The organism is Ruegeria sp. AF8, from assembly GCF_056541825.1.
In genome coordinates, this window is record NZ_JBQFYW010000021.1 from 21,040 (window position 1) to 45,794 (window position 24,755).

At 58.2% G+C, this 24,755-nt stretch carries 21 protein-coding genes and 3 pseudogenes; 11 read left to right on the forward strand and 13 right to left on the reverse strand.

Annotation, left to right across the window (positions count from 1 at the left end; translation table 11 throughout):
- Positions 1–2 precede the first annotated feature (2 nt).
- Together ACR0AO_RS21580 and ACR0AO_RS21585 are read right to left on the reverse strand one after the other, a co-directional pair.
- A complete protein-coding gene (locus ACR0AO_RS21580; RefSeq protein WP_480608396.1) occupies positions 3–890 on the reverse strand; it encodes an FAD:protein FMN transferase in 888 nt (295 codons plus the stop codon).
- The gene (locus ACR0AO_RS21585) at positions 887–2,965 is read right to left on the reverse strand and encodes a 4Fe-4S binding protein (RefSeq protein WP_480608400.1); all 2,079 of its coding nucleotides are present in this window, start codon (positions 2,963–2,965) and stop codon (positions 887–889) included. Before ACR0AO_RS21585 ends, ACR0AO_RS21580 begins: the two co-directional genes overlap by 4 nt.
- A 140-nt stretch (positions 2,966–3,105) precedes the next feature.
- On the opposite strand from ACR0AO_RS21585, the gene pqqA reads away from it, so the two are divergent.
- Genes pqqA through pqqE form a run of 5 tightly spaced genes read left to right on the forward strand, consistent with a single transcriptional unit; the run spans position 3,106 to position 6,237 of the window.
- Positions 3,106–3,213, forward strand: coding sequence for a pyrroloquinoline quinone precursor peptide PqqA (gene pqqA / locus ACR0AO_RS21590; RefSeq protein WP_170429904.1), 108 nt, complete (start codon positions 3,106–3,108; stop codon positions 3,211–3,213).
- 24 nt (positions 3,214–3,237) lie between these two features.
- A complete protein-coding gene (gene pqqB / locus ACR0AO_RS21595; protein WP_480608403.1) occupies positions 3,238–4,125 on the forward strand; it encodes a pyrroloquinoline quinone biosynthesis protein PqqB in 888 nt (295 codons plus the stop codon).
- Entirely contained in the window at positions 4,122–4,865 is a 744-nt protein-coding gene (gene pqqC, locus ACR0AO_RS21600) for a pyrroloquinoline-quinone synthase PqqC (protein WP_480608406.1), read from the forward strand. Before pqqB ends, pqqC begins: the two co-directional genes overlap by 4 nt.
- On the forward strand, positions 4,862–5,149 hold the full coding sequence (gene pqqD, locus ACR0AO_RS21605; protein WP_480608409.1) for a pyrroloquinoline quinone biosynthesis peptide chaperone PqqD: 288 nt from the start codon (positions 4,862–4,864) through the stop codon (positions 5,147–5,149). The genes pqqC and pqqD overlap by 4 nt, the downstream gene beginning before the upstream one ends.
- Positions 5,146–6,237, forward strand: coding sequence for a pyrroloquinoline quinone biosynthesis protein PqqE (gene pqqE / locus ACR0AO_RS21610; protein WP_480608412.1), 1,092 nt, complete (start codon positions 5,146–5,148; stop codon positions 6,235–6,237). Before pqqD ends, pqqE begins: the two co-directional genes overlap by 4 nt.
- Before the next feature lie 196 nt (positions 6,238–6,433).
- On the opposite strand, the pseudogene ACR0AO_RS21615 reads toward pqqE, so the two are convergent.
- The 4 genes and pseudogenes from ACR0AO_RS21615 to ACR0AO_RS21630 form a co-directional block, all read right to left on the reverse strand.
- Positions 6,434–6,883: pseudogene (locus ACR0AO_RS21615) on the reverse strand (IS6 family transposase); the annotation flags it as partial.
- Positions 6,884–6,896: 13 nt separating this feature from the next.
- A protein-coding gene (locus ACR0AO_RS21620) for an IS630 family transposase (protein ID WP_480608415.1) occupies positions 6,897–7,857 on the reverse strand; the annotation gives its coding sequence in 2 pieces (ribosomal slippage) (positions 6,897–7,532 and positions 7,534–7,857; 960 coding nt in all).
- An 82-nt stretch (positions 7,858–7,939) separates the two neighbouring features.
- A pseudogene (locus ACR0AO_RS21625) lies at positions 7,940–8,173 on the reverse strand (IS6 family transposase); the annotation flags it as partial.
- Between the two features lie 108 nt (positions 8,174–8,281).
- Positions 8,282–9,379 (reverse strand): class I SAM-dependent methyltransferase, encoded by a 1,098-nt coding sequence (locus tag ACR0AO_RS21630; protein ID WP_480608418.1) that lies wholly within the window; start codon positions 9,377–9,379, stop codon positions 8,282–8,284.
- A 101-nt stretch (positions 9,380–9,480) separates the two neighbouring features.
- Between ACR0AO_RS21630 and ACR0AO_RS21635 the strand changes: the two genes are divergently transcribed.
- Positions 9,481–10,521, forward strand: a complete 1,041-nt coding sequence (locus tag ACR0AO_RS21635) for a GlxA family transcriptional regulator (protein WP_480608421.1) — start codon at positions 9,481–9,483, stop codon at positions 10,519–10,521.
- A 399-nt stretch (positions 10,522–10,920) separates the two neighbouring features.
- On the opposite strand, the gene ACR0AO_RS21640 is transcribed toward ACR0AO_RS21635, so the two are convergent.
- Positions 10,921–11,622, reverse strand: coding sequence for an IS6 family transposase (locus tag ACR0AO_RS21640; protein ID WP_480608482.1), 702 nt, complete (start codon positions 11,620–11,622; stop codon positions 10,921–10,923).
- 65 nt (positions 11,623–11,687) lie between these two features.
- Here ACR0AO_RS21640 and ACR0AO_RS21645 point away from each other — a divergent pair, with 65 nt between their 5' ends.
- On the forward strand, positions 11,688–11,882 hold the full coding sequence (locus tag ACR0AO_RS21645) for a hypothetical protein (protein ID WP_480608423.1): 195 nt from the start codon (positions 11,688–11,690) through the stop codon (positions 11,880–11,882).
- 70 nt (positions 11,883–11,952) lie between these two features.
- On the opposite strand, the gene ACR0AO_RS21650 is transcribed toward ACR0AO_RS21645, so the two are convergent.
- Positions 11,953–12,867, reverse strand: a complete 915-nt coding sequence (locus ACR0AO_RS21650) for a LysR family transcriptional regulator (protein WP_480608426.1) — start codon at positions 12,865–12,867, stop codon at positions 11,953–11,955.
- A gap of 87 nt (positions 12,868–12,954) precedes the next feature.
- Between ACR0AO_RS21650 and ACR0AO_RS21655 the strand changes: the two genes are divergently transcribed.
- The 4 genes and pseudogenes from ACR0AO_RS21655 to ACR0AO_RS21670 all read left to right on the forward strand — a co-directional run bounded on the left by ACR0AO_RS21655 (position 12,955) and on the right by ACR0AO_RS21670 (position 18,845).
- Positions 12,955–14,481: a sulfatase family protein gene (locus ACR0AO_RS21655; RefSeq protein ID WP_480608429.1), complete on the forward strand. Its 1,527-nt coding sequence runs from the start codon at positions 12,955–12,957 to the stop codon at positions 14,479–14,481.
- 35 nt (positions 14,482–14,516) lie between these two features.
- On the forward strand, positions 14,517–16,184 hold the full coding sequence (locus ACR0AO_RS21660) for an ABC transporter substrate-binding protein (RefSeq protein WP_480608484.1): 1,668 nt from the start codon (positions 14,517–14,519) through the stop codon (positions 16,182–16,184).
- A 105-nt stretch (positions 16,185–16,289) separates the two neighbouring features.
- The gene (locus ACR0AO_RS21665; protein ID WP_480608432.1) at positions 16,290–17,681 is read left to right on the forward strand and encodes an amidase; all 1,392 of its coding nucleotides are present in this window, start codon (positions 16,290–16,292) and stop codon (positions 17,679–17,681) included.
- 114 nt (positions 17,682–17,795) lie between these two features.
- A pseudogene (locus ACR0AO_RS21670) lies at positions 17,796–18,845 on the forward strand (IS5 family transposase).
- A 77-nt stretch (positions 18,846–18,922) separates the two neighbouring features.
- On the opposite strand, the gene ACR0AO_RS21675 reads toward ACR0AO_RS21670, so the two are convergent.
- From ACR0AO_RS21675 to ACR0AO_RS21695, 5 genes are all read right to left on the reverse strand, one after another.
- Positions 18,923–19,801, reverse strand: coding sequence for an aminotransferase class IV (locus ACR0AO_RS21675; protein WP_480608434.1), 879 nt, complete (start codon positions 19,799–19,801; stop codon positions 18,923–18,925).
- Positions 19,802–19,877: 76 nt separating this feature from the next.
- The gene (locus ACR0AO_RS21680; protein WP_480608436.1) at positions 19,878–20,810 is read right to left on the reverse strand and encodes a phosphate acyltransferase; all 933 of its coding nucleotides are present in this window, start codon (positions 20,808–20,810) and stop codon (positions 19,878–19,880) included.
- Position 20,811: 1 nt separating this feature from the next.
- Positions 20,812–21,903 (reverse strand): butyrate kinase, encoded by a 1,092-nt coding sequence (buk, locus tag ACR0AO_RS21685; RefSeq protein ID WP_480608440.1) that lies wholly within the window; start codon positions 21,901–21,903, stop codon positions 20,812–20,814.
- 30 nt (positions 21,904–21,933) lie between these two features.
- Positions 21,934–23,124 (reverse strand): pyridoxal phosphate-dependent aminotransferase, encoded by a 1,191-nt coding sequence (locus ACR0AO_RS21690; protein ID WP_480608443.1) that lies wholly within the window; start codon positions 23,122–23,124, stop codon positions 21,934–21,936.
- Positions 23,121–24,755 (reverse strand): 5-guanidino-2-oxopentanoate decarboxylase, encoded by a 1,635-nt coding sequence (locus tag ACR0AO_RS21695; protein WP_480608446.1) that lies wholly within the window; start codon positions 24,753–24,755, stop codon positions 23,121–23,123. The genes ACR0AO_RS21690 and ACR0AO_RS21695 overlap by 4 nt, the downstream gene beginning before the upstream one ends.

Consider the following 24,755-nt stretch of genomic DNA (forward strand, 5'->3'; position numbering starts at 1 on the left):
GTTTAACCCAAGGATTTCAGATCACCGTAGTGATCGACCAACGTCGCCTTCGGGGTTCCGGGCAGGGCGCGCAGCGCATCACGAATCCCGGGTTCAGGCATCAGGCAGAAGGCGGTCGAGGCCGCGTCGGCGATGGCAGCGCTGTCGGCCTCGACGCTGACTGTGGACCAGCGCGGGTTCGCGTTGGGGTGCAGGATATGGCTCTGATCCGCGCTGAGTTTCAGTGCCGAGGGGCTGGATGTGGCAATCGCTCGGTTTTCCAGCGTGCGGGTCGCTACCAACCCGAAATCGGGGTCTTCCACGCCAAGGCGGAAGGGACCGCCGAGGGCTGCAAACTCTCCGATGTTGATCAGCGTTCTGGTCAGGCCCGATTGCCGCAGGACCTGCCGGGCCATGTCGGTGGCAAAACCCTGCGCGATCCCATTCAGGGTTAACGCCTGACCGTAATCCAAGGCTACAACCCGGGGAGAGACTTGTACGCGATCCCAGCCCAACAAAGCGCGGGCCCGTGCGGGGTCCTCGCCTCGTGCAAGTGCCAGCCAGAGCGGTTGTACGGTCGGATCGAACAGCCCGCTTGTGGCGCTGTGAACCTGACCGACCTGTTCCAGAAGCGTGACGAAATCCGAATGGGGTGCGCCCAGCCTGCCGCTTCGGTTCAAGCGGGACAGGTCGGAGTTGCTGTCATAAAGGCTGAACAGACGTTCCAGGCGCGGCAGTAACTGCCTCAGCAGATCGAGGGCGGGTTTCGCCTGATCTTCCGGAGCATGCAGAACCACCGAAACCCGTGCTCCCATGGCGTGGCCCTGCCAGCGCAGTGGGGTTGCGATGGCGGGTGTTACCGCTGCCGCGGCGGAAATGCTCAGAAACCGGCGTCGGGTTAATGAGGTCATTCGGCGGCCTCCAATCGTTTTGAGGCGCGCCGCGCCGCGATGATCAGCGGCACGCATCGGTTTTGATCATTGTGGATGGCGACGCAATCGAGGCAGCCGAAACATTCGGAATACCGGATCTCGCCGGACTGGCGGATCGCGCCATAGCCGCATTTTGCCTTGCACAGCTGGCAGGGTGACCCGCATTCGCTGCGCCGCTCGATCCATTTGCGCCCCCGGATCAATCCGCCAATGGCCATCATCGCGCCCAGCGGGCACACATAGCGGCAGAACCCTTTGAACAGCATCATCCCCGACAACAGCCAGAGCGCGGCATAGGCGACATAGTCCCAGTCGCGGATGAAGTAAGTGGTGATAGCGGTCTTGAAGGGTTCGACCTCGGCGGCCTTGTCCACCTGGTCGGGAGCTGCGAACAGGGTGACGAAGAGGCCGGCCAGCACCGCATATTTGAAAAGCTTGAGGCGCTTGTCCCACGCGGGCGAGGGTTCGATCCGGGGCAGGCGCAGGATGCGTCCGAGATGGTGGGCGAACTCCTGCAGCGCACCAAAGGGGCACAGCCAGCCGCAGAAATACCCACGCCCCCAAAGGACAAAGCCCAGAAGGGTGAAACCCCAGATCAGCAGTGAAAAGGGATCAAAGGTCAGAAAGGCCAAACTGCCGCCTTCAATGGCGGCGCGCGCCACCGCAAGCACGGTGACGATCGACAGCTGCCCCTGGCCCCACCCGCCGACAAACACCGTCATAAAGGCAAGAATCGCCAGCCGGGCCGGGGTCAGGGTTCGGCTTTGCGCCAGCGCGTTCTGGGACCAGAACAGCAGCGCGGTCAGCCCGGTCAGGAACAGGACCAGAATAATCAGGTCGACCTGCCGCGCACGCAGCGCCTCTCGCCAGGGGGGGACGGGCCTTGCCATTTCGGGGCGCGAGAAAAACCGTTCATCGGTTGCATGAGTGACCGGCAGGTTGATGGCGCCTGTTTCGGGCTGGAACATTCCGTGCTGGCGGATGGCGGCGACATTCAGGGTCCATTCCCGCGAGGGATCGAATCCAAGCCGCCGGTCCGTACGCAGGATCATCATCGCCCCGTCATGAAACGCGTCGGGCAGCGCGTCCGACAGTTCGACAAAGAGATCGCTGTCGCGCAGCGCAACCGGCAAACCGTCCTGTTCCGCCGACAACCAGTCCGGCGCGGTGTTGCGTACGAAATCGGGGCTGACCAGCCCGTGGCGCGCGGTTTCGATCACCAGGATCGGTTCGTCACTGGGCGAGATTGAAAGGAAATTCTGAAGCTCGCGGAACCCGTCCCCGGACAGAACCGCGCGGGCGATGGATGGCGGGCCGAGATCCACGATCCAGAGATCGAGGTAGGGCGCGTCCGGGTTGGATTGCGCTTCGGAATCATCATCCTCCCACAGGGTGTCGGCAAAGGCGCCATCGACCTGAGCATTGGAAATGACTGTATGGGTTGCGATGCCCTGCGACACGAGATCGTCCCATGTCATGGTTTCGGAGTATTCCGGATCGGGGTGCGCGGGCGGGGTAGTCGAAATCCCTCCCATCTTTTTCCGGGCGACGGTGAGGGCTGCGGCCATAACCGATTCATGCGCGATACGGACCGAGGCCGTGGCCTTGGTAACGCCGTCCAGATAGGCCAGCGACGAACCGGCCCCGCCGCTGCCATAGGGCGTTCCGACAACGATGGACGAGGAGATGGACAACCCGGGATATTGCTCGAAAAACTTGTGGAACGGGGCTTCGCCCAAGCCTGACACAAAGATCGGTTCATTGTGTTCGATCAGGCGCACGTCGAGGAATTTCCCCTCTAAATCAAGCATAACCAACGCGTTGATCGCTGCTCCGGAAAAACCGGGCAGGGGGGCGAGCGGTTCGGTTTCAAAAACATATCCGGCTTCGGCACCCCCTGAATTCAGCAAATGGTAGACGCCATTGTCGTCGATGGGCTCGCCCAACGAAAACGGCGGCATGATTAGGTCGGCAAGCACCGCCCGGTCCAGCGGGGCGGCCCGGGACAGGGTCGCGGCAAGCCAGAACAACAGGGTGAATAGTATCGCGCGCATGGAACGACCCTACGCGGCAGAGCTGCGCGCACCCTATTGGACTTTGGTCGCAGGTCGGGACTACGACCAAAGACCAATACGCAAGGCTGGGGCACGTTGGTAGGTTTGGGGCACCCTAACCAGCCAGCGGAGGATGAAAGATGGCCTGGACTGCACCCAAACTGAAAGAAGTGAACTGCGGCATGGAAATCAACATGTACGCGCCGTCCGAGGACGAAGGTCGCGAATACGAACGCGATCTGTTTTGATCCGCACCTGATCGGGTAGCGGCCATGCGGTTTCTGGTTCTTGGCGCGGCGGCTGGCGGGGGACTGCCACAGTGGAACTGTGGGTGCTCCAATTGTCAGGACGCCCGCAGCGGCAAGATCGCTTCGGCGAGCCAGTCATCGCTGGCCGTGTCTCTGGACGGGCGCGATTGGGCGGTGCTGAATGCCTCTCCCGACATCCGCGCCCAGATGATGGCCTGCCCCGCGATGCACCCGCGCGATTTGCGGGATACGCCGCTTGCGTCGGTATTGCTGACAAACGGGGATATCGACCATATCGCCGGGTTGCTGTCCCTGCGCGAGCAGACCCCGTTCAGAATGTTTGCCACTTCGGAAATCCACAAGGTTCTGGCGGATAACCGGGTGTTTGACGCGGTGAACGTAGAAAAGGTGTCGCGGGAACCGGTCGAGATCGGCCAAGGCTTTGAGGTCCTGCCGGGATTGCAGGCACGGGTGTTCTCGGTGCCGGGCAAGGTGCCGCTGTTCATGGAAGGCGAGACGGTTCAGACCGATCTGGTCGGTGAACAGACGGTAGGGGTTCGCCTGAGCGACGGGCAGACCGTGGCCTACTATATTCCCGGCTGCGCGGATGTGACCGGCGATCTTCTGGATACCCTGGCGGATGCGGATAATTTGTTCTTTGATGGCACGCTGTGGGAAGATAACGAGATGATCCGCTCGGGCACCGGCGTGAAAACCGGCAAGCGCATGGGGCATATCTCGATCAGCGGGCCGGAGGGGTCGATTGCCCGGCTGGCCGGGCTGAAAGCGGACAAGACCTTTATACATATCAACAATACAAACCCGGTTTGGCAGCCGGACGGACCGGAACGCGCTTTTGTTCTCGCGCAGGGCTGGCGCGTCGCTGCTGACGGGATGGAGATCGTGACATGAACGCACACAGCCGCACCACCGGAACATTGGAACAGCGGCTGCGGGCGATCGGGGCCGAACGCTATCACGACAAGCACCCGTTTCACCACATGCTGCACGGGGGCAAATGCAATCCGGATCAGGTCAGGGCCTGGGTCATCAACCGCTGGGCCTATCAGGCAGCGATACCGATGAAGGATGCCGCGTTCCTGTCCCGGTGTAGCGATCCGCAGATGCGGCGGGAATGGCGCAGCCGGATCGAGGATCACGACGGCGACGTGGATGGCGGTGGTGGGATTCGCCGCTGGCTGAAGCTGGCCGAGGCGGTCGGGCTGGACCCGGATTACGTCGCAAGCGGACGGGGGGTTCTGCCGGCCACGCAATTCGCCGTGGATGCCTATATCCGCTATGTCCGCGATATGCCGCTGCTTCAGGCAGTGGCCTCGTCGCTGACCGAATTGTTTGCGCCTTCGATCCACGAACGCCGCATCGAGGGCATGTTGCAGCATTATGATTTCGCCAATGCTGACAGCATGTCCTATTTCAAAAAACGTCTGACCGAGGCACCTAAGGACGTGAAGTTCGGGCTGGCCTGGGTTCTGGAGCATGCCGACACGCCGGAAAAAGAGGATGCCGCCTGTGAGGCGCTGATGTTCAAGACCAATGTGCTCTGGGCGCAGTTGGACGCTTTGTGGGGGGCTTACGTGGAACCGGGTCGCATTCCGCCCGGTGCCTGGCAGCCCGGAGAGGGCATAGCATGAGCCTGGCGCTGGCCGATACGGATCGCCCCTATTTGCCGCGCGGTGTCCGAATGGTCGAGGACCGGGTGCGGGGCGGCAAGGTTCTGTTGGCACCGGAAAAGGCCATAGCCCTGGACATGATCGGTGAAGCCATTTTGTCCCGGGTGGACGGCAATGCCGCGTTTGGCACGATCATTGCCGATCTGGCGGCCACCTACGACGCCCCCGAGGAACAGATATCCAGGGATGTGCAGCAGTTCATGATCGGTTTGCGCGCCCGGATGTTTCTGGGGGTCAGAAAATGAGTCTGCCGCCGCCCATCGCCATGCTGGCGGAACTGACGCATCGCTGTCCGCTGGCCTGCCCTTACTGTTCCAACCCTACCGAATTACTGGGCCGTGACAGCGAACTGGACACCGAAACCTGGATCGATGTGTTTCGGCAGGCGGCAGAGATTGGCGTTCTGCAACTGCACCTGTCCGGGGGTGAGCCGACCTCGCGCACGGATATCGTGGAATTGATGCAGGGGGCGCATGAGGCCGGGCTTTATACCAACCTGATCACCAGCGGGATCGGTCTGAGCCCGCGGCGGCTGGATGCGCTTGAGGCGGCGGGAATGGATCATATCCAGCTTTCGCTGCAGGGGGCCAATGCGGAACTGGCGGACTGGGTAGGCGGATACAGAGGCGGGTTTGACCGCAAGATGAAGGTAGCTGCTGACATCAGAGAGCGGGGAATTCCTCTGACGCTGAACGCGGTGATGCACCGGCATAACCTGGACGATCTGGACCGTACCATCGACATGGCGGTCGAGGTGGGGGCTCGCCGGCTTGAAGTGGCCTGTGTGCAGTTTCATGGCTGGGCCACGAAGAACCGCAATCACCTGTTGCCGACGCGCGAACAGACGATCGAGGCCAAACGCATCGTGGCCGAGGCCGAGAAGCGGCTGCGCGGAACGCTGGCCTTCGATTTCGTGCCGCCGGACTATTATGCGGACTTTCCCAAATCCTGTATGGGCGGTTGGGGATCGGCCGGGCTGAACGTGACGCCAAACGGGACTGTGCTTCCGTGCCACGCGGCCGAGAGCATCCCGCACCTGACATTCGACTCCGTTCAGGATCGAAGGCTGGCGGAAATCTGGTTCGACAGCCCGGCGTTCAATGCCTATCGCGGCACCGACTGGCTGCCCCAGCCATGTCAGAGCTGTGATCGAAAGGAAATCGATTTCGGCGGCTGTCGCTGCCAGGCGCTGGCCATTGCCGGAGACGCGTCGGCCACGGACCCGGTTTGCCGAAAATCTCCATACCATGGTTTGATCACCAAGATTCTCGAGCAGGCGGCAAAGCCGACAGATACGCCCATGGTGTGGCGGCGGGCGGATTTGTCAAAGTAAATAGTCTTGAGTGGATTGTCAGACTGATTGGGAGTGGGCAAAACTGGCTTTGAAGGTGTAGACGCCCCCGCTGGCCTCGATGTGCCATTGTGGGTTTGCAAACAACCTGAATGGAGGCGTCTATGGAAGAGATTAGCATGATTGGATGTGTCGCAAACTTTTGCAACGACCATAGGCAGTCAACTACTGGACACACCTATCCTGCGATCTCGGCAAGCATCCGAAAACCCGAGGTCGTATTGCTGGGGAATTGCTGCTTGCGGATCATGTTGGCGACCTCAATGCCGTCCAGAGTAGCTGATGCGGTTCTGAACGATTTGAACCCACACATATGCCGTACGCGACGCTTGATAAATCGATGATCCTGTTCGATCAGGTTATTCAGATACTTGGACCTGACCGTTTGGATTTTGGCTGGGCAGCCAAACCGATTGAGGATTTTGTTCACCTCTCGAATGCCCGCCGCGTTGGCTCCACTTTTGTCGATGACGATCTTGCTCGGGATTCCATTTGAAGCCAGCGCTTTGCCAAAGAACCGTGCTGCTGCTGGACGGTTCCTACGCTCAGACAGCATGAAATCAAGAGTATTCCCAGCTTTATCGACGGCCCGATAGAGGTACATCCATTTGCCGCGAACACAAATATAAAGCATCCCGCCTTTAACCTGAGGCATATCCGGCAGCCCTGAAGTAGTTCCAGCACTCTTGAGGTGAGTAGAGATCACAGACCTCTCCGATGGCCTTGAACATGTCGGTGAATGTCCGGGCACCGATCCGCCTGAGGTGGGCCTTGAGCTTGGAGAAGGCCATTTCGATGGGGTTGAGATCGGGGCTGTAGGGCGGCAGGAAGAGGAACCAGCACCCGGCATCCCGCAGCGCCTTGGCCGCCGATACGTTCTTGTGGGTGGCGAGATTGTCGAGAATGACGACAGTGCCGGGGGCTAGTTCCGGAACCAGCACCTTCTCGACGTAAGCCGCGAAGGCAGGGCCATCCATCGCCCCCTTGATGACCCAGGGCGCGATCATGGCGTCGGCGGTGAGCCCCGCGATGAACGTTTGCGTACCCCACGAGCCGAATGGCGCATCCATGACAAGGCGATCCCCACGCAGTGCCCATCCCCGCAACCGGGTCAGGTTGGTTTTAACCGAGGTTTCGTCAATGAAGACAACACGTTCTGGCCGCGTCGATACCGCCGGGATGCGGAGCTTGAACCAGTCTTCGCGTTGACGCCTTACCTTGGTGCGACGGCGCTCGGCGGCCACCAGCGACTTTTTTTTTGTGCGTATAACCGAGCTTGCGAAGGAACTTGCCGATTGCATTGGGATGCGCGCGCACACCGGTCACGTCATGCAGGGCTGACGCCAGCTCCGGCATTGTGATGTCGCCATCCTGCGCGATGATCTCCGCGAAGAAAGCACGATGCGGATCAAGCTTTCCCTTGCCCCTGGGGCGACCCTGAGGGGCTGCGCGGGCCTGCCCGGTGCGCCGGATCGAAAGCCCCCACCGCGCCCCAGTGGCAGGCGACACTTTCAGCCGCAACGCCGCCGCCCGCCCGCTTAACCCTTCCTCAATCAATCTCTGAAACCGCGCCCGAAGCGCGTCCGGCAAAGGTGCTGACATGATACATCCTCCCAAACAGGATGAATCACAAATCAGCAGCCATGGGAATCCCAACGATTCAGGTTTTCGGTGGGACGCTTTAGGTTTCGTCCATGCGCCATGAATTCAGCGTTGGACGCTTCTTTGATTGCGCACGAGCTGCGACGATCGGCGAGTATTTCACAACCCACCTATTCAGGGTGGCGTGGTCAACCCGAACACCGCGCTCAGCCATGATCTCTTCCAGATCACGATAGGACACCGTGTACCGAAGATAGAAGTAAACAGCGTACAAAACTGCATCCTTGGGGAAATGGCAGCCTTTCAAGGAGATCATGCTGAAACCTGTTGGAGAACTATGCTCTGAGAAAAGACGTCGGAACCTGTATTCCCGTCAATCCAAACGACAAAAGTTTGCGACACAACCCAACAATACGTTCATGCCTCATACCGGCGCCTCTTTCCGGCTGACGAACCAGACGTTCATCGGGTCATGCGGCAGAACACTGCGCACCGGTCTCTGGAAACCTGCCTGGCGCAGCATCGTTTCAGCCGTCTCCCAGCCCCACATGGTGCCGAGGCCCTTGCCCCCCTGCGCCAGAGACACTGGAGTGCAGTGGCTACAGGAAATGGCATAGAGAAAGGCAGCGAAGGGAAAATCGAGGTTGTTTTCGAGCTGCACCGACCCGCCGATGTCCTGCATGAGGTGAACACCGCCAGGACGCAATGCCCGGTGATAGGATTTCAAAAGTTCCTGGGGGTCCTTGGTGTCATGCACAGCATCGAAGGAGGTGATCAGATCGTAGGCTGAGGCTTCATCGAAACCAGACAGGTCCCGCACCTCAAACCCCACATTGCTCACACCGCGTGACGCTGCGGTGCCCTGGGCCATCTCGATGGCGTCCAGACAAAGATCAATCCCTTTGAACCGGCTGTTTGGATGCAGTTCAGCCATCCGGATCAGCGCAAGTCCGGCACCGCAACCGGCATCCAGAACGTCGATGCCCTGATCCAGCCGTTCGGCGAGATCGGGGGCCAGCGTTTGAATAATCTCGCCGATGCCAGCGACGACGGTCTGTTCACTGTCCTCGGACATGATTTGGTGAAAGCAGGGGTAATCGCTGTACGAAATTCCTTCGCCATCGCGGAAGGCTTGCATCAAGCGGTCCTCGACCTTGCCGAAAAGCGCAACCGACTGAGCATAGACAGCCAGGTTCCCGAATGGTGCGCCGGCAGTCAGGCACGCGGCGTGTTCGGAAGGCAGGCTGTAGGTTTCTTCTTGCGGCGCATAGTCAACGATCTGTCCCGTGACCATTACCGCAAGCCATTCCCGCACGTAACGCTCGGCCAGCCCTGCGGTTTCGGCAATTGTGGCGCTTTGGCTGGGCGGCAGTGAGGCAAGCGTGTCAAACAGACCCAGGCGGTGGCCGACTGAAATCATAGCGGCCACGGCACCGTTGTTCAGGGTTGCTGCAACTGTGTCAAGAAATGCTTCGGCCCTGGTTTGGTCGAACACAGGAGGGAGGGCAGCGTGGTGGGTCATTGGTGGTTCCTTTCGAAATTGCTACCCCTGCCTACCCCCGGTCCGCGCATGCCGTCAGATCGGCTATGGACAGAAACGGCCCTTTTCGGACAAAATCCCACATGGAAGGTAAGACCCGGGACACAAAGTTTGCGCTTTTGGCGCTGCCCCAAGCGACGCCGCTGGCCTTGTACGGGCTTTATGAAGTGTTCCAATCGGTCGGCCGGGCATGGTCGGACATGACCGGCGAAGAAAACACACCTGCTCGCTTCTCACCGGCAATCGTAGCGCGGTCCCTCGCCACAATTCCGACCGCAATCGGCATTGAGATCACGCCTCAGGCGAAACTTGGCCTGGCCGATGTTGTGATTGTGCCCGACATCGCCGTCGGAGCTTCATTTGATCCGCGCGGCAGCTGGCCGGATGAATGCGCCTGGTTGCGCGAATGCTTCGACCAAGGAGCCATTATCTGTTCGGTCTGCACTGGCTCGCTGGTTCTCGCTGAGGCTGGGCTTATCAACGGGCAGCAAGCTACCTGCCATTGGGCGAGCGTTGAACAGTTCAAAAAATTCTATCCGTCGGTAAATCTGGCGCCGGAGCGCATCCTGAGCACAGCCGGCGAGGCGGACCGCATCGTGACCAGTGGCGGAGCGTCGTCCTGGGAAGATCTCGCGTTGTATCTTGTCGCGCGGTTTGCCGGTGGACAAGAGGCGGTTCGGATCGCAAAAATATTCCTGTTTGGCGAGCGGGCAGAGGGGCAGTTGATGTATGCCGGCGCGCGGACCGCCCACCGGCACGCGGACTCCGTGATCGCGGATGCCCAGAGCTGGATCGCTGAAAACTACCACGAGAGTAACATCGTTGGCAGGCTCGCGCGCCGCTCTAGCCTCAACGAGCGAACATTTAACCGGCGTTTCCGGGCGGCGACCGGTTATACACCTATCGACTACGTTCAAACTTTGCGCATCGAAGAAGCAAAACAATTGCTGGAAACGACCAGCCTGCAGATTGATGAGATCAGTGAAGAAGTGGGTTATGCAAACCCCTCATATTTCCGCAAGCTGTTCCGGCGGCGGACAGGTGTGTCGCCGGCCCGCTACCGGCAAAGGTTTTCCCCGATTGCCTTGGCAGGAAATTTACCAAAGCATAACGAAACGTCCTGAAGCCGCAGGCCGGTAAAATACTGGTTTCGTCATATTTCGCCTTCGTCCGGTAATTCTATTGCTTGACGCCGGCCTTATGAGCATTCGCTTCTTCCATCAGGGCAATTTGACCCGATGGCGACTTCGGACTGAGCTGCCGCCATCCAGATGGCCTGACGATCTCGAGGCGGGGAAGGCACTGGAGCTGCGGCACCACAAGGCAGCTTTGAGCTGAGTCGCCTATATCGAAGGCGTTAAAACCGTTACGCTTGTTCGGGCACACGGACCGACGCCAACGCCATGACCCAAACACTGGAGGAGCGAATGATAGAGTTAGAACCACCGCTGCGACTGGCCAGGGAGTCGGATGGTGTTGTCACATTAACTTCCGGCCCGCCAAGGAATGCTTATGCTCGGATTTCAAGCGGCTCGAGTAGCGGCATTCCAGGCGTCAAATGCCTCGAGGCGGAGATATCGAATTGTTAAGGCTGAACGACGACGAGCGGGGGCACAGAAGCAATTCCGAATGGCTGAATGGGTGGCCACGAACCTCTGCAAACCTCCTGGGGACCGAAATCTCTGCATCGTCCGTTCCCGCTTTCGGAATGCGAGGTGGCTGTTTTCGGCTCGATTGTTCAAGCCCTTGTGCGACCAATGAGCCAACCCCGGCGCGACCTCCCGCTTGGCGGCGCTATAGGAGCGCAGTTTGTCTGTGATGATCCGCTTGGGAATGAAACCAGGACGCTTGATCAGGCGGCGTAACAGCCGTTTTGCCGCCCGTTTGTCCCGTTTCGGTTGGAGTATTTCGTCCAGCACGACGCCATGCTGATCGACCGTGCGCCAAAGCCAATACTTGCGACCTGAAATTCTCACGGCAACTTCATCCAGATGCCAGACATCACCCGGACGACCCTGTCTCCGCCGCAAGTTTTGAGCTATCGTCGGCCCGAATTTGATGACCCAACGCCGGACAATTTCGTATGACGCATCGATCCCGCGCTGCAACATCATCTTTTCAACTTCCCGCAGGCTCAGATTGAAGCGAAGGTACAGCCACACCGCGTGCGCGATGATCTGAGGAGGAAACCGGTGGCGCTTGTAGCTGATTAGCGATGACTTCATCGATGTCACCTACGTCCAACTACGGACATGAACAACCAAACGGCAAGTTAACGTGACATCACCCTATGAACTGGCAAATTGAGACGGGATACAACCAGAGATCAAAGGTTGAAGCCCAGATCGGCAGGTGGAAACAGGTTATCGGCGATCGCCTGCAAGCGCGTGACCTTGCCACTCAAATAGCTGAAGCAAGAATTGCATCAAAAGCACTCAACCGCATGACATCTCTCGGTCGTGCAGAACATGAGCGCGTTTTCTGAAGTGATGGGTTTGGGGCCAATCTGCCCCAGTTCTGATCCATGCAACAGGGTCATGTCATCTCTAATGTCATCAGGCCAGCTTGTTTACCCAGGAGACAATCTTGTCAATTTCAGAAATCAGGGAAGCTTGGAAATCCCGGTCAATCATCGAGGCCCTGGTGCCAAGCGGCTCGAACACCGCGAACCTGTAGAATGGCAGCTCGCTAACAACATGCGGCTGCCCGCTGTTGTGCTGCTGCCAGTAGTGGGCCGTGAACGCATCCACGATGGGAAGGCCGCCGCAGTGCCGCGACAGGGTGAGCGCGGCCAGCGATGTTTCCGCGGTCAACGGTGATTGCACATTTTCTCCGATGTTGCGCAGCGCCAGTTCGTCTGCAACTTGTCCCAGCAATCCGATGATCGAAAAAGGGCGCAGGCTGCGCAGCGGCAGCGGTCCTTCCCCGTCTGACAGCGGGTGCCCCTCGGGAACAAAGCACATATGCGGAACGGTGTTTTCGTACAGAACCTGCATCCCGGATGGCATGTGCAGGACATTGGCGAATCCGGTCCTGAGCGTGCCGGAGCGGGCAAAATCCAGCACCCATTTCGAGGATTTTACCTGCCAGGAGACTTTGATCTGCTTCTCCTTGACTTGCATCCGTTCCAGTGCCCGAGGCACGATTTCCAGCGAGGCGGCAGTGATGGTGGCAATTGAGAGCGTGCCGCGCTCTTTTCGCGCGATCTGGGCTGCTGCCTCCTCGAGGTTTGTCAGCACCAGGTAGTTACGCTCCACTTCTTCGAGAAAGGCCTCCGCCTCGGGTGTGGGCCTCACGCCTTTGCTCTGGCGCTGAAATAGCGGCACCCCGAATTTCCGCTCAAGATCACCAAGAATTCGGCTGACGCTGGGCTGGGACAGGTTCATCCGCCGTCCCGCCGCCGAGACGGAGCCGGTCTGCATGACTGCCCGGAAGACCTCCAGTTGCTTCTGCGTGAACATGATATGCATTTTGCAAATATCATTGGCAAAAGATAGTATTTTTCCGGATTGCGGGGAAGCAATAGGCTTTTGGCAGCGCCAAGCCGGAGATCTGCAATGCCACCCAATGTCATCCTGATCATGACCGACCAGCAGCGGGCGGATAGCCTTGGCTGCACCGGCAACCCGGTTGCTCGGACTCCGCATATCGACGCGTTGGCGGCGCGCGGCGCGGTTTTCCGCAATCATTTCACCCCCCATCAGATTTGCTCGCCAAGCCGCTCCACCCTGTTTTCCGGCCTGTTCGCCCGGCACCACGGGCTGACCCGCAACGGAGTGGCCCTGCCCGAGGACCTGCCCCTGATCACTCACGATTTGAAGGATGCGGGTTACCGAACCCACGGAGCTGGGAAATTCCACTTCCAGCCGATCCTGGCCGGGCCGGAGCATGCAATGCCGGATTCCAATGCGTTCTGGGAGCTGCCGCAAAGCGAAGGCTGGACCGGCCCGTTCTACGGATTTGACAAGGTGGACATTCTGATCGGCGAGTCGGTAAGCGCGACCGAAGGCGGCCATTACGCAAATTGGCTCCGGGAAACTGCGCCGGACGCGGCGGCACTTTACCTCCCAGAAAATGCACTGGAACCCGGGCCAAAGGATCTGGACGAAGTCTGGAAGTCCGCGATCCCGTCAGAGCTTCATTACAACACCTGGATCACCGACCGGGCCTGCGGTTTTCTGGAGGAGCAGGATGGGGAGCAGCCTTTCTTCCTGTTTGCATCTTATCCCGATCCGCACCATCCGTTTTCTCCGCCCGCCCCCTGGTGCGATATGTACGACCCGCTGGAGGTTCCGACCCCGGCACTGACCGCTGGTGAATTGGCGGCGATGCCGTCCTACATCCTGGATGGCGACCGTGAAGAAGCCGACAAGAGCTATGTCGACTTCCTGCGCAATCCGGGGCCGCCGCGCGAGCAGGGTTTCATGCAGACCACACATAGGTTTTCGGAGGCCTCGCTGCGCCAGGCAATCGCTCACACCTATGGCATGGTTTCGATGATTGACGAATGCATCGGCCGCCTGTTGGCGCAATTGGAGGCGCAGGGTCTGGCTGAGGAAACGCTGATTATCTTTACGTCGGACCATGGCGAGCTGCTGGGCGATCACGGGCTGATCCGCAAAGGGCCAAGCCCCTACCGTCCGCTGCTGCATGTGCCGCTGGTCATCTCCGGCCCCGGCGTGACACCCGGCACGCGCGAGGGTGTCACCAGTCACTTGGATCTGCGCGCAACGCTTCAGGCCCACCTCGGCTTGGAGATCCGCCGTCAGGACGGGCAGTCCTTTCAGGCAAGGCTGACGGCCGCAGATGCCTGCGGCCGCAACCAACTATACGCGGAGTACCACCCACGCACCCGTATGGAGACCTATAACCAGACGCTTCTGACCCAGGAGTGGCGGGTCACAATTTATCCAGAAAACCCGGAATGGGGTGAGATGTTCCACCTCGCCGAAGACCCGGGGGAACACATGAACCTGTTCTTCCACCCTGATTACAAGGCTCAAAAACAAGCCTTTATCGAGCAGATGGGCCGCGAATTTCCGCCAGCCGCGCAGGCCGGCGGGCCATCGCTTGCAATCTATTGAAGATGCTCTACCAGAATCAACACAGGGAGTCCGAAATGACCCACAATGAGACTATCGACCCAATTCACCCCGCAGCCCGGATGCACGCAGAGGAGGTGCGGCAAGGAAAGCTCAGCCGCCGGGAATTCCTGGCCCGTGCCACCGCCCTTGGCGTGAGCACCACTGCCGCTTATGGTTTGCTTGGCGAAGCCAGCCCTGCACAGGCCCAAACCGCAGTAGTTCCTAGTCAGGGCGGCACGCTGCGTATCCAGATGAATGTGCAGGGCCTAAAAGAGCCGCGGACCTATGACTGGTCTGAGATGGGAAACCTTACGCGCAGCACGCTGGAATACCTCATCGAGTACAACAACGATGGCAGCTTCCGGGGCATGCTTCTTGAAAGTTGGGAAGTGAACGACACTGCCACCGAATACACGCTCAATGTCCGCAAAGGCGTGAAATGGCACAACGGGGATGACTTCACCGCCGAAGACGTCGCGCGCAATTTGGCGGGCTGGTGCGACAAGTCGGTTACCGGCAACTCGATGGCAGGCCGAATGGGAACGCTTGTAGACCCAGAAACCGGTAAGGCGATCGAGGGCGCCATCGAGGTTGTGGACTCACATACCGTCCGCCTGAAACTACCACGTCCGGACATCTCGATTATTCCGGCAATGGCGGACTATCCCGCTGCGATCATTCACAAATCCTACAACGCAGCGGATGGGCACAAAAACATTGGAACCGGCCCGTATCTGATCGAGGAACTGGAAGTCAGCACGAAGGCCACGCTGGTCCGCAATACTGAGCAGGAGTGGTGGGGGACTGAGGTCCACGGCGGCCCATACCTGGACCGGATTGAATTCATTGATTATGGAACCGATCCGTCATCTTGGCTGGCGGCAGCCGAGTCGGAAGAGATTGATGTGGTATATGAATCGCTGGGGGACTACATCTCGCTGCTAGATGGCATCGGATTTGAGAGATCCGAGGTGGTCACCGCATCGACCATTGTCGTCCGTCCTAACCAACAGGCCGAGGTCAACGGCATACGCCCCTACGAGGACGTGCGGGTGCGCCGTGCCCTTGCAATGGCCGTTGACAACGAAATTTGTCTGGAACTGGGCTACAACAATCAAGGTATTCCAGCTGAAAACCACCACGTTGCCCCGGTGCATCCGGAATATGCCGAACTGCCACCGCCAGTGTATGATCCGGAAGGAGCACTTGCGCTGATGAAAGAAGCGGGCATGGAGGACTACGAGCACGAGCTTCTGTCTATCGACGATGACTGGCGCCGGAACACCACGGATGCCGTCGCGGCCCAGCTGCGTGATGCCGGGATCAAGGTGAAACGCTCTGTCCTGCCGGGATCGACGTTCTGGAACGACTGGGCCAAATACCCGTTCTCCTCAACGAACTGGAACCACAGGGCGCTGGCTGTTCAAATTCTGGCGGTCGCCTACCGCTCGGGCGAACCCTGGAACGAATTCGGCTGGGCAAATGCCGAGTTCGATGCCTTACTCGATGAAGCGCTTGCAATTGCCGATGCGGAAAAACGCCGCGCGGTCATGGCAAAGATCCAGAAACTCATTCAGGATGAGGGCGTGACGATCCAGCCCTACTGGCGCTCGCTCTACCGTCATGTACGCCCTGGTGTTCTCGGAGCTGAAATGCACCTCACCTACGACTTGCATCATTATAAGATGGGGTTTGCAGGCTGACACTCTATGCTTTCGGTGGATGAATGCGGTTATTCCACGGAAACTTCACATGAGAGGGGAGCACATGGCTAGGTGCTCCCTTCCGGCAAAGAGGAAAGGTACCAGATGCAAGAATGGCTGTTCGCTTCCGCAGTCCAGATGGCGGAGGCATTACAGCGCAAGACGATCTCTGCGCGCGAACTGGTGACCTTGCATCTGGAGCACATTTCAGCAGTAAATCCGGCCATCAATGGAATCGTTACTTTGGCCGCGGAACGCGCGCTCGACGAAGCGCATAAGACCGATGCGCAAATTGCTCAAGGCCGTTTCTCAGGGCGGTTCATGGGGGTTCCTGTCACAATCAAAGACTCGTTTGATACAGAAGGCATTGTCTCTACCTACGGAATGGCCGCTCGGGCTGGTTTTGTGCCCGACCGGGATGCGACCGTTGTGGCGCGCCTGCGCAAGGCCGGCGCCATCGTTCTGGGCAAAACCAACACTTCAGAGCTGACTGTTTTCCGGGCCGAGCATACCAATCCCCCCCTGCATGGCCGTACCAACAACCCGCATGATCTGGCACGCTCACCCAGTGGCAGCAGTGGCGGTGCGGCGGCAGCGGTGGCAGCTGGATGCGCCGCTTTGGACATCGGCAGTGACACCGGCGGCAGTATCCGTGATCCGGCCCATGTTTGTGGGATAGTTGGTATTAAACCAACTGCCGGTCTCGTCCCTCGCACCGGCCATTGTATCTCCTATGGGCTGGGCATGCTTGACCTGCTCACACAGGTCGGACCGATGGCGCGCAACGTCGAAGACGTCGCTCTGGCATTGTCTGTTATCAGCGGTCCTGATGGAAATGATCCGGATGCTAAGTCGGTTTACTCATGCAATATCGAAGACGTGGATCTGGCGGGCCTGCGGGTGGCCTACTACACCGGCAGCGGAGCCCATCAGGTCTCCGATGATACCACCAAGGCCGTAAGAGGTGCCGCGGCTGCTTTGCAGGAAGCAAAAGCTATCCTTTACCAGGATTTTCCTGCCTGCCTGTCCAACGCGTCCAAATTGTTTGAGGCCTTGGTGTCTGTGGACGGAGAATTGTGGAAGCATGAGCTTGCCAGGTCCGCCATCCGCGGTGGCACTGCCGGGTCAAGGAAACTTATGCCGCAACTATCAGTGTCAGCGCCGTACGGCACAGACACCGCATTCGAAAAGCGGATAAAAGCCTTCAAAGCCGGTCTGGCGGATTTCATGGAAGAGTATGATGCCTTGCTTGGGCCGGTGGCGCCAAAGCCCGCTCGGTTGCACGAAGGCACGCCGCAAAGTTTCAGTTTCTGGAACGAGTTGAGTGCCCACAACCTTAGCGGCTGCCCCGCCGTGACAGTGCCCGCCGCGCGCACTTCAACAGGGTTGCCCATTGGCGTGCAGATCGTATCGGCAGCTGGGCGCGACCATGTTGCGCTGGCAGTGGCTAAAGCCATCCAAACCCGGCTGAATTGCAGCTCCAATCCAAAAGTCTAGACGGCAACAGACTGAACATTTTTCATGCTAGTAATTACTGCACTCTGAATAGGCCTTGTTGCGCAAATCGGGGGAGGGGTTCACTGCTTGAATCCAGCATGATAGCGTGAGGTCATGAGCAGTTGGACCCCGACGAAGTACAAGACCACGAACTGGTCGGCTTACAATGAAGCGCTACGGCAACGCAGATTTCTGACGATCTAGTTTGATCCCGACATGTTGTGGAAGCCCCCGCCGACTGGAAAGCGGGGAGGCCGCCGAGTTTCAGCGATGCCGCGATCCAGTCCTGCCTGACCATGAAGGTGCTTTTCGGCATGCCACTAAGACAGACGACCGGGTTCTTGCAGAGACTTCTTCGGCTGGTCGGGTTGGACTGGAACGTGCCAGACTTCAGCACCCTGTGCCGTCGACAGCGGAAGCTGAACGTGAGTATCCCGTACCGTGGTGGCGCGTGCCCGTTGAACCTTCTGATGCCCTCTCGTGACATCACTGCGTGATGCACTGCCGGGCAGCGGACAGCACCGGTATCAAGGCCGAGGGTGAAGGCGAGTGGAACGCCCGCAAGCCCCCTCTCGCACATGCGATTCATGTGCTGCCGGGCAGCGGGTGGCCCCAAGCGGCGCATCTGGCGCAAGATACACATCCCTTGCCCGGCAGGGTCATGCGCAGCAAGATCCCGAGAGGGGCATCGATGAGGAAACGCTGGAAGTTCGGGCCGTCGAAGTCACCGGAAGCAACATCGGTGATGCGCCCATTCTGCCTGATCTCCTTGACCAAATCCCGGTAGACGATGAGATCGGTTCCGTGACCGCCGACGGGGCCTACGACTCGCGCAAATGCCACGAGGCGATTGCCACCCGTGGTGCCGCCGCTGTCATCCCGCCCCGCAAGAACGCCAAGCCCAGGAAGCCAACGAGCCCGAGCGCAGTGTCACGAAACGAAGCCCTGCGCGCCTCGAAGTATCTCGGCCGCGCCATCTGGCGACGGTGGAGCGGATATCACCGCCGGAGACGGGTCGAGTCAAAGATGAACCACATCAAGCTGCTCGGCCAATCCCTCATGGCTCGAGACTTCGAGCGCCAGGTTGCCGAGCTCCAGGTGCGTATCGCCGTTTTGAACGGCTACACGGCACTTGGCATACCTGTTACGCGGCCCGTGGAATAGATCTATCCGGGGAAGGGGAAACTGCGCTCATCCTCCGATTTGTGCAACAAGGCCGCACTGATGAGCCTCCCCCTTTTTCAAGCCGATTTGTGTGGCGCTGCATGTCGTATCTGCCGAAGGTATTCTTTATAAAGCAAACGCGTAAATCGTCCGGGTTCGCCTGTCCCGATTTTTTGTCCATCGATCTGAACTACTGCCTGGATGTAGCTTGATGATCCGGTCAATATCGCTTCATCCGCGGCGAGGGCTTCCTCTAACTGGAATTTGCGCACCACATATTCGAGCCCCATTTCATCTGCAACACGAAGCATCGCCCGGCGTGTAATGCCATGTAATATGTTGTTGTCCGCAGGCCGCGCAAAGAGCTGGTCACCTTTGACAATAAAGAAACTGGACGCTCCGCCTTCAGTTACGAACCCCTCGTCGTCAATCAGAAGGGCTTCATAATCACCTGCAGCATGAGCGTTCGCCTTTGCAATCACCTGGCCCAACAAATTCGTGGTTTTGATATCGCGGCGTTTCCACCGTAGATCGATATGGCTCCGCATCGTGACTGACAGAGGATCCTTATCAGGTCCATCCGATCCGTGTGGCTGAATGAACGCCAGAACATTCGGTTTGACATCAAGCCCATAGACAAAATTGCGATCCGCTTCTCCCCGTGTGATCTGCAGGTAGATGAAACCACGCTGCACTTGATTTCTGGAAATAAGCTGCTCAAAAATCTCGGCGTATTCCGCATCCGAATGCGGATTATTGAAATTCAGCTTTTGAAAAGATCTTTTCAACCGATCAAGATGCATTTCTTGGTCGAACGCACGGCCGTCCAAGACTCCAAGACCTTCATAAACCGAATCTGCAAACAGAAACCCGCGATCGAATACAGAAATCCGTGCGTCCTTCCCTTTCACGTAAGTGCCATTGAGATAAACAATCCTCTCTAAGTAGTTCGCCACAGCTTCCCTCCGGAGATCGATGTACTAGGTTTGACGCGCCGGCAGTTCACGGTCGGACCGCACCGATTTTGATTCTTCATTCCCACAATCCTGCGATTGATTGGCGCTTCCACGTCGCCGCAGCCAACGTGATAGCCAGTATCCGTTTATCAGGTCCGTCGGAACGGGAGTTCAGCACCACCGGAACCTGAGCGCCTAGGACCAGAGAGGCGGTTTGCGCGTTGCCGTGCAGCTTCCAAGCCTTAACTATTGAATTTGCCGAGGTGATATTTGGAAACAAAAGGACGTCGGCATTTCCGGCAACTTCAGAGACGCCCAGTTTTTTGATTAGTGCTGCCTTTTTGCTGACGGCAACGTCATATCCAAACGGGCCGTCAAAAGACAACCCGGCCGAACAGTTCGCACGATAGCTTTCTGCCATCTGAGCAAAATCAAGCGATCCGGCGACAGATGAGCTTGGCTTTTCACTTGCAGAGACCGCGGCAACGCGAACGGTATGGTAGCCAAGATGTTCAAATAGACCAACGGCATTAGCGACGATGGCCCGTTTTTGATCCAGGTCAGGTTCGGGAATGATCCCGTTATCTGTCGCGGCAAGCAGTTTAGGGTACGAAGACATTTCTGCAACCGTCACATTTGAAAGGGTGCCAGTGCCGCGAATGCCATCCTGCTTGTCTACGATGGCTTTCAGGTAGGTACGGCTGTCGACATGCCCTTTTACCAAAATCTGGGCCTCGCCGGTTCTGACCGACCGGACTGCAAGCTGAGCGCACATCTGATCGTCATCCGCTGAAACAAGGGTCATTTTCCCTCTGCACGCATTGTTTGCGACATGCACATAGGCACTGGCGTGTTTGGCGGTGACAATCGCATGACAAACCAGCCCGCTCTCGATCGCCTTAACGACGGTGGTACAGACAGTTTCACTATCGCCACCAGCCACGGCGATCCGTACAGGACCATGTTTTTCTGCGACCCCTCGGATCTGAATGAATGAGGTTAGCGCCATATCAGGCCCTTTCCACCGGCCAAGACATTGCTGTTTCGCTGCGACAAAGAATACGTGCTGCCCCCTGTGCCAAGGCCAAGCATTCGTCGCTGCCGGGGTAAATGTAACAGGGCGCGAGCTTGGCGGTCTTCTTCCTTAAGTAACCTGTGACAGTCCGGCTATTTGCCATTCCGCCCGTGACAACGATCCCATCCAGATCAAAATCTGCAACCGCCGCCATGACACCGATTGCCTTGCTGATCTGATAAAGCATTGCATCGTAGATCAATCTTGCGCGCTCGTCGCCTTGCGCCACCATTTCCTCGACCTTGCGCACATCTTTGGTTCCCAGATAACCGTAAAGCCCGCCTTGACCGTAGAGCTTGCCCAAAAGTTCCGCCTTCTCGTATTTCCCCGAGTAGCAAAACTCGATCAGCGGAAGAGGGGGCAACCCGCCAGAACGCTCTGGGGAGAAGGGCGAACACTCCATCCGGTTGGAGGAGTCGACGATCCTGCCATCCATTAGCATGGCCACAGAAATTCCGGCTCCGAGATGCGCGACTACTGCACGAAGCTCCTCAAAAGGTTTTCCTATTTCACTCGCCAGACGCCTGCCGCAGGCTCTGACATTTAACGCATGCACAAAACTAAACCGCGATATGTCTGCAAAACCTGAAATACGAGCAACGGGGGGCAGTTCATCGACGCTGACCGGGTCTACAACAAAGGCTCTTACCCCGTGTATTTGGGCGATTTCCCGAGCCAACGGCGCACCCAGATTGCTGGCGTGTTGATAAACAGGATGATTGAAGCAGAAATCGACCAGTTCCTCATTCACTTCGATCACGCCTGACGGGACCGGCGTCAGCATTCCGCCACGGCCCACGCAAGCCAGGATTGGGTCATCCTGCAAGTGGTCGTTCAGGAATGCCAGGACCGATTTCATTCTGAATGAAAACTGATCGGGAATGCAACGGAAGGCACCCATGACTGTTTCGTCATGATCCATAGTCTTCGCCGCTTTGAGAGTCACTCCCCGCGGATCAAGGGTGTAAAGCGCACACCGGGTGGTCGTTGTTCCCGGGTTGATGGCGAGTATGCAGCCATTTGACATGAGCTTTCCCTTTTGCGGCAGGCTGGAAAATTAGCAGGCTTGGACCGTGTTTGACGCTGGAGTTTGGCCCGCGAGGAACTTGCAAATACGGCCGAGACCTTGCCTTAGTTCGTTTTCTTCCAAGGCGAAGGTGACCCGAACCATATCCTTGAGCTCTGGGCCGAACAGTTCAGCATTCAGCACCGATACGCCAGTTTCCGCATATAGTTTGCGGACAAATTGGTCTCCGCTTAGACCGGTCTGCGCAACGGGCAGCAATATGAACATGCCAGATTCCGGCGCCAGCACACTGGCATTTCCCTGATCGGTGAGGATTTCAACAGCAATGTCGCGCAGATGCCGGTAGTGATCCTTCAAAACGCTGGGATTCATCTCAATAGCTTTGACGCCTGCCAGCTGGATGAAGCCGGGAAGGCCGTAGGTCATGGCCAGCGACAGAGCTGACGCGCAGTTGCTGAAGGTCTCCGGCCCGCATGCCCAACCGATGCGCCAGCCTGACATCGAATGCGACTTGGAAAGGCTACCGATTGTAATGCAACGTTCGGCCATTCCAGGCAGCGACATCATCGGCACAGGATCCTCATCATAGGCAAGCAGGCGGTACACCTCGTCGGCGACAACCCACAGATCGTGCCTAATGGCGACGTCGGCTATTGCTTCTAGAACTTCACGGGAAAACACGGTGCCGGTTGGATTAACCGGGGAAGCAAAGAAGATTGCCTTGGTTTTTTTTGTAACAAGCGCATCTAGTTGCCCCACATCGGGTTGAAATCCCAGCTCTGCCGGGCAGGGCAGACGAACGATCCGGGCGCCAAAGGCGCCTAGCGTCGCCCCATAGGTGACATACATCGGATCGGCCACGATTACTTCGTCACCGACCTCAAGCAAAAGAGCGCTGGCCATGAACAATGCATTCTGCGTGCCAGCGGTGATCGTGACGCTATTGGCTGTGCATGCAACACCTGACGCGTTCGAAAGATGCTCCGCCACGGCCTTCCTAAGAGGAAAAATTCCCCGTGGTTCGACGTAATGTGTGGCCCCGCTTTGCATTGCCGAGCAGGCTGTTTCTACAACTGCCGGATCGGTGTCGATGTCATTGTCGCCAACGCTCATGACAATCACGTCTTCGCCGCTTGCCTTCGCGTGTTTGGCCTGCATGTGGATATCCCAGGCCGCTGACCCCTGATCCGCGATACGGTCCGCAAGTTTTGTCAATTTCATGCTCCGGTTCTCCCGGTGTCTGGCAGGGCTTCGAAATAAACCGTTTCGGGGATTTCGATCAGAGCAGGGCCATCTGCGTTCAGTGCATCTCGAAGGGCATCCGGCACTTCCGAAGCATGTTCAACGCGCTCAGAGGTCCACCCGAAGGATTTGGCAAGTGTCACGAAATCAGGCGGCGTGGCCTCTACGCCGACTGGACGCACATTAGCGCCGGTCATGTCATCGCGGATTTGCCCCAGTGCCGCGTTGTTCCAGATAATGTATACGATGGGCAGATTTTCCTGAACCGCCGTCGCCATTTCCTGAATTGTGAACATCGCCCCGTAGTCGCCGGCAATGGCGACAATGGGGCGATCCGGGTCAGCGACGCGCGCGCCAAGGGCCGCGGGTAACGCATACCCAAGCGTGCCGTAGCCCGTTGGCTGCAAAAAGCACCCAGGACAGTCGAACGGCAAGTAACGGTTGGCGGTATAAACAACCTGCGCCATGTCTCCGGCAACGATGGTGTCTGCGGGCAGGGTATCGCGCAGGTGTTTCAGAAACGCCATATGTGCGCTTTGTTTGACCGTCAGGCTGTCCATCTGTTCTTGCAGACAGGAGGCGACTCGCGCCGTCACTTCAAACTTCAATGCTCCTGAAGAGTGGTCGCTTAGGGCGTCCGCCAGATGGGCTGCCACCTGCCCGGCATCACCATGGAGTGCAATGTCCGCGCCATAGTTGTCCTCTAGTTCCTGTCGATCAATATCCGCCCGGATCAATAGACCTTTGAACGCGAATTCATCACTCCAAATGTCCGTTTGTGCCAGGTCACTGCCAAGAACCAGGATCACGTCGCACTCATTCAGCAATTCCTGCGTATGGCGGATCGACAATGTCGCGCCAAGGTTGAGCGGGCAGGCGTGAGGGACCGCCCCTTTGGCAGCGATGGTTGTGACGACAGGCGCAGACAAAATTTCTGACAGCCGTAGTACGTCGCTACCGGCAGCTTTCGCACCGCCCCCAACGATGATTGCAGGGCGCTTGGCTTCCTTGAGGCATACGGCCGCCTTGTCCATATCTGCGCGGTTTGCCGTGGCGGGTGCAACCGGCGCACGGGCACGCCAGCGCTCGCTTACAGTCTGAGCAAAGACGTCCAGCGGGATTTCGACATGGGCCGGCCGCGGACGCCCCCCCTGAATCATCCCGATTGCATCTGCGATCAGATTTGGAATATCTAAGGGCTTCAACGCCGTTCCGCCTGCCGCAGTAATGGGTCGCGATAACGCTCGCTGATTTGTGGTTTCGTGCAGACGTCCCCAATTTTTACCCAGGGACCAGCTTTCATTCACGGAGCTGACCACTAGCATCGGAACCGAATCCGAATAGGCCTGGGCAATCGCGGTCGAGGCATTTGTCAGGCCGGGCCCCGTGATCAGAAAACACAGTCCCGGCTTGCCGCTGATCCGCGCATACCCATCGGCCATGAAACCCGCCCCCTGTTCGTGGCGGGCAAGGATATGGCGCATCTTGCCGTCCTGCAGGCCGCGATAGAGTTCCACCGCATGGGTGCCGGGAATACCGAACACCGTATCAAAACCATAATCCGCAAGCAGATCAACCAGCGCTTCACCGCAAGAAAGAGTAGTCGTCAT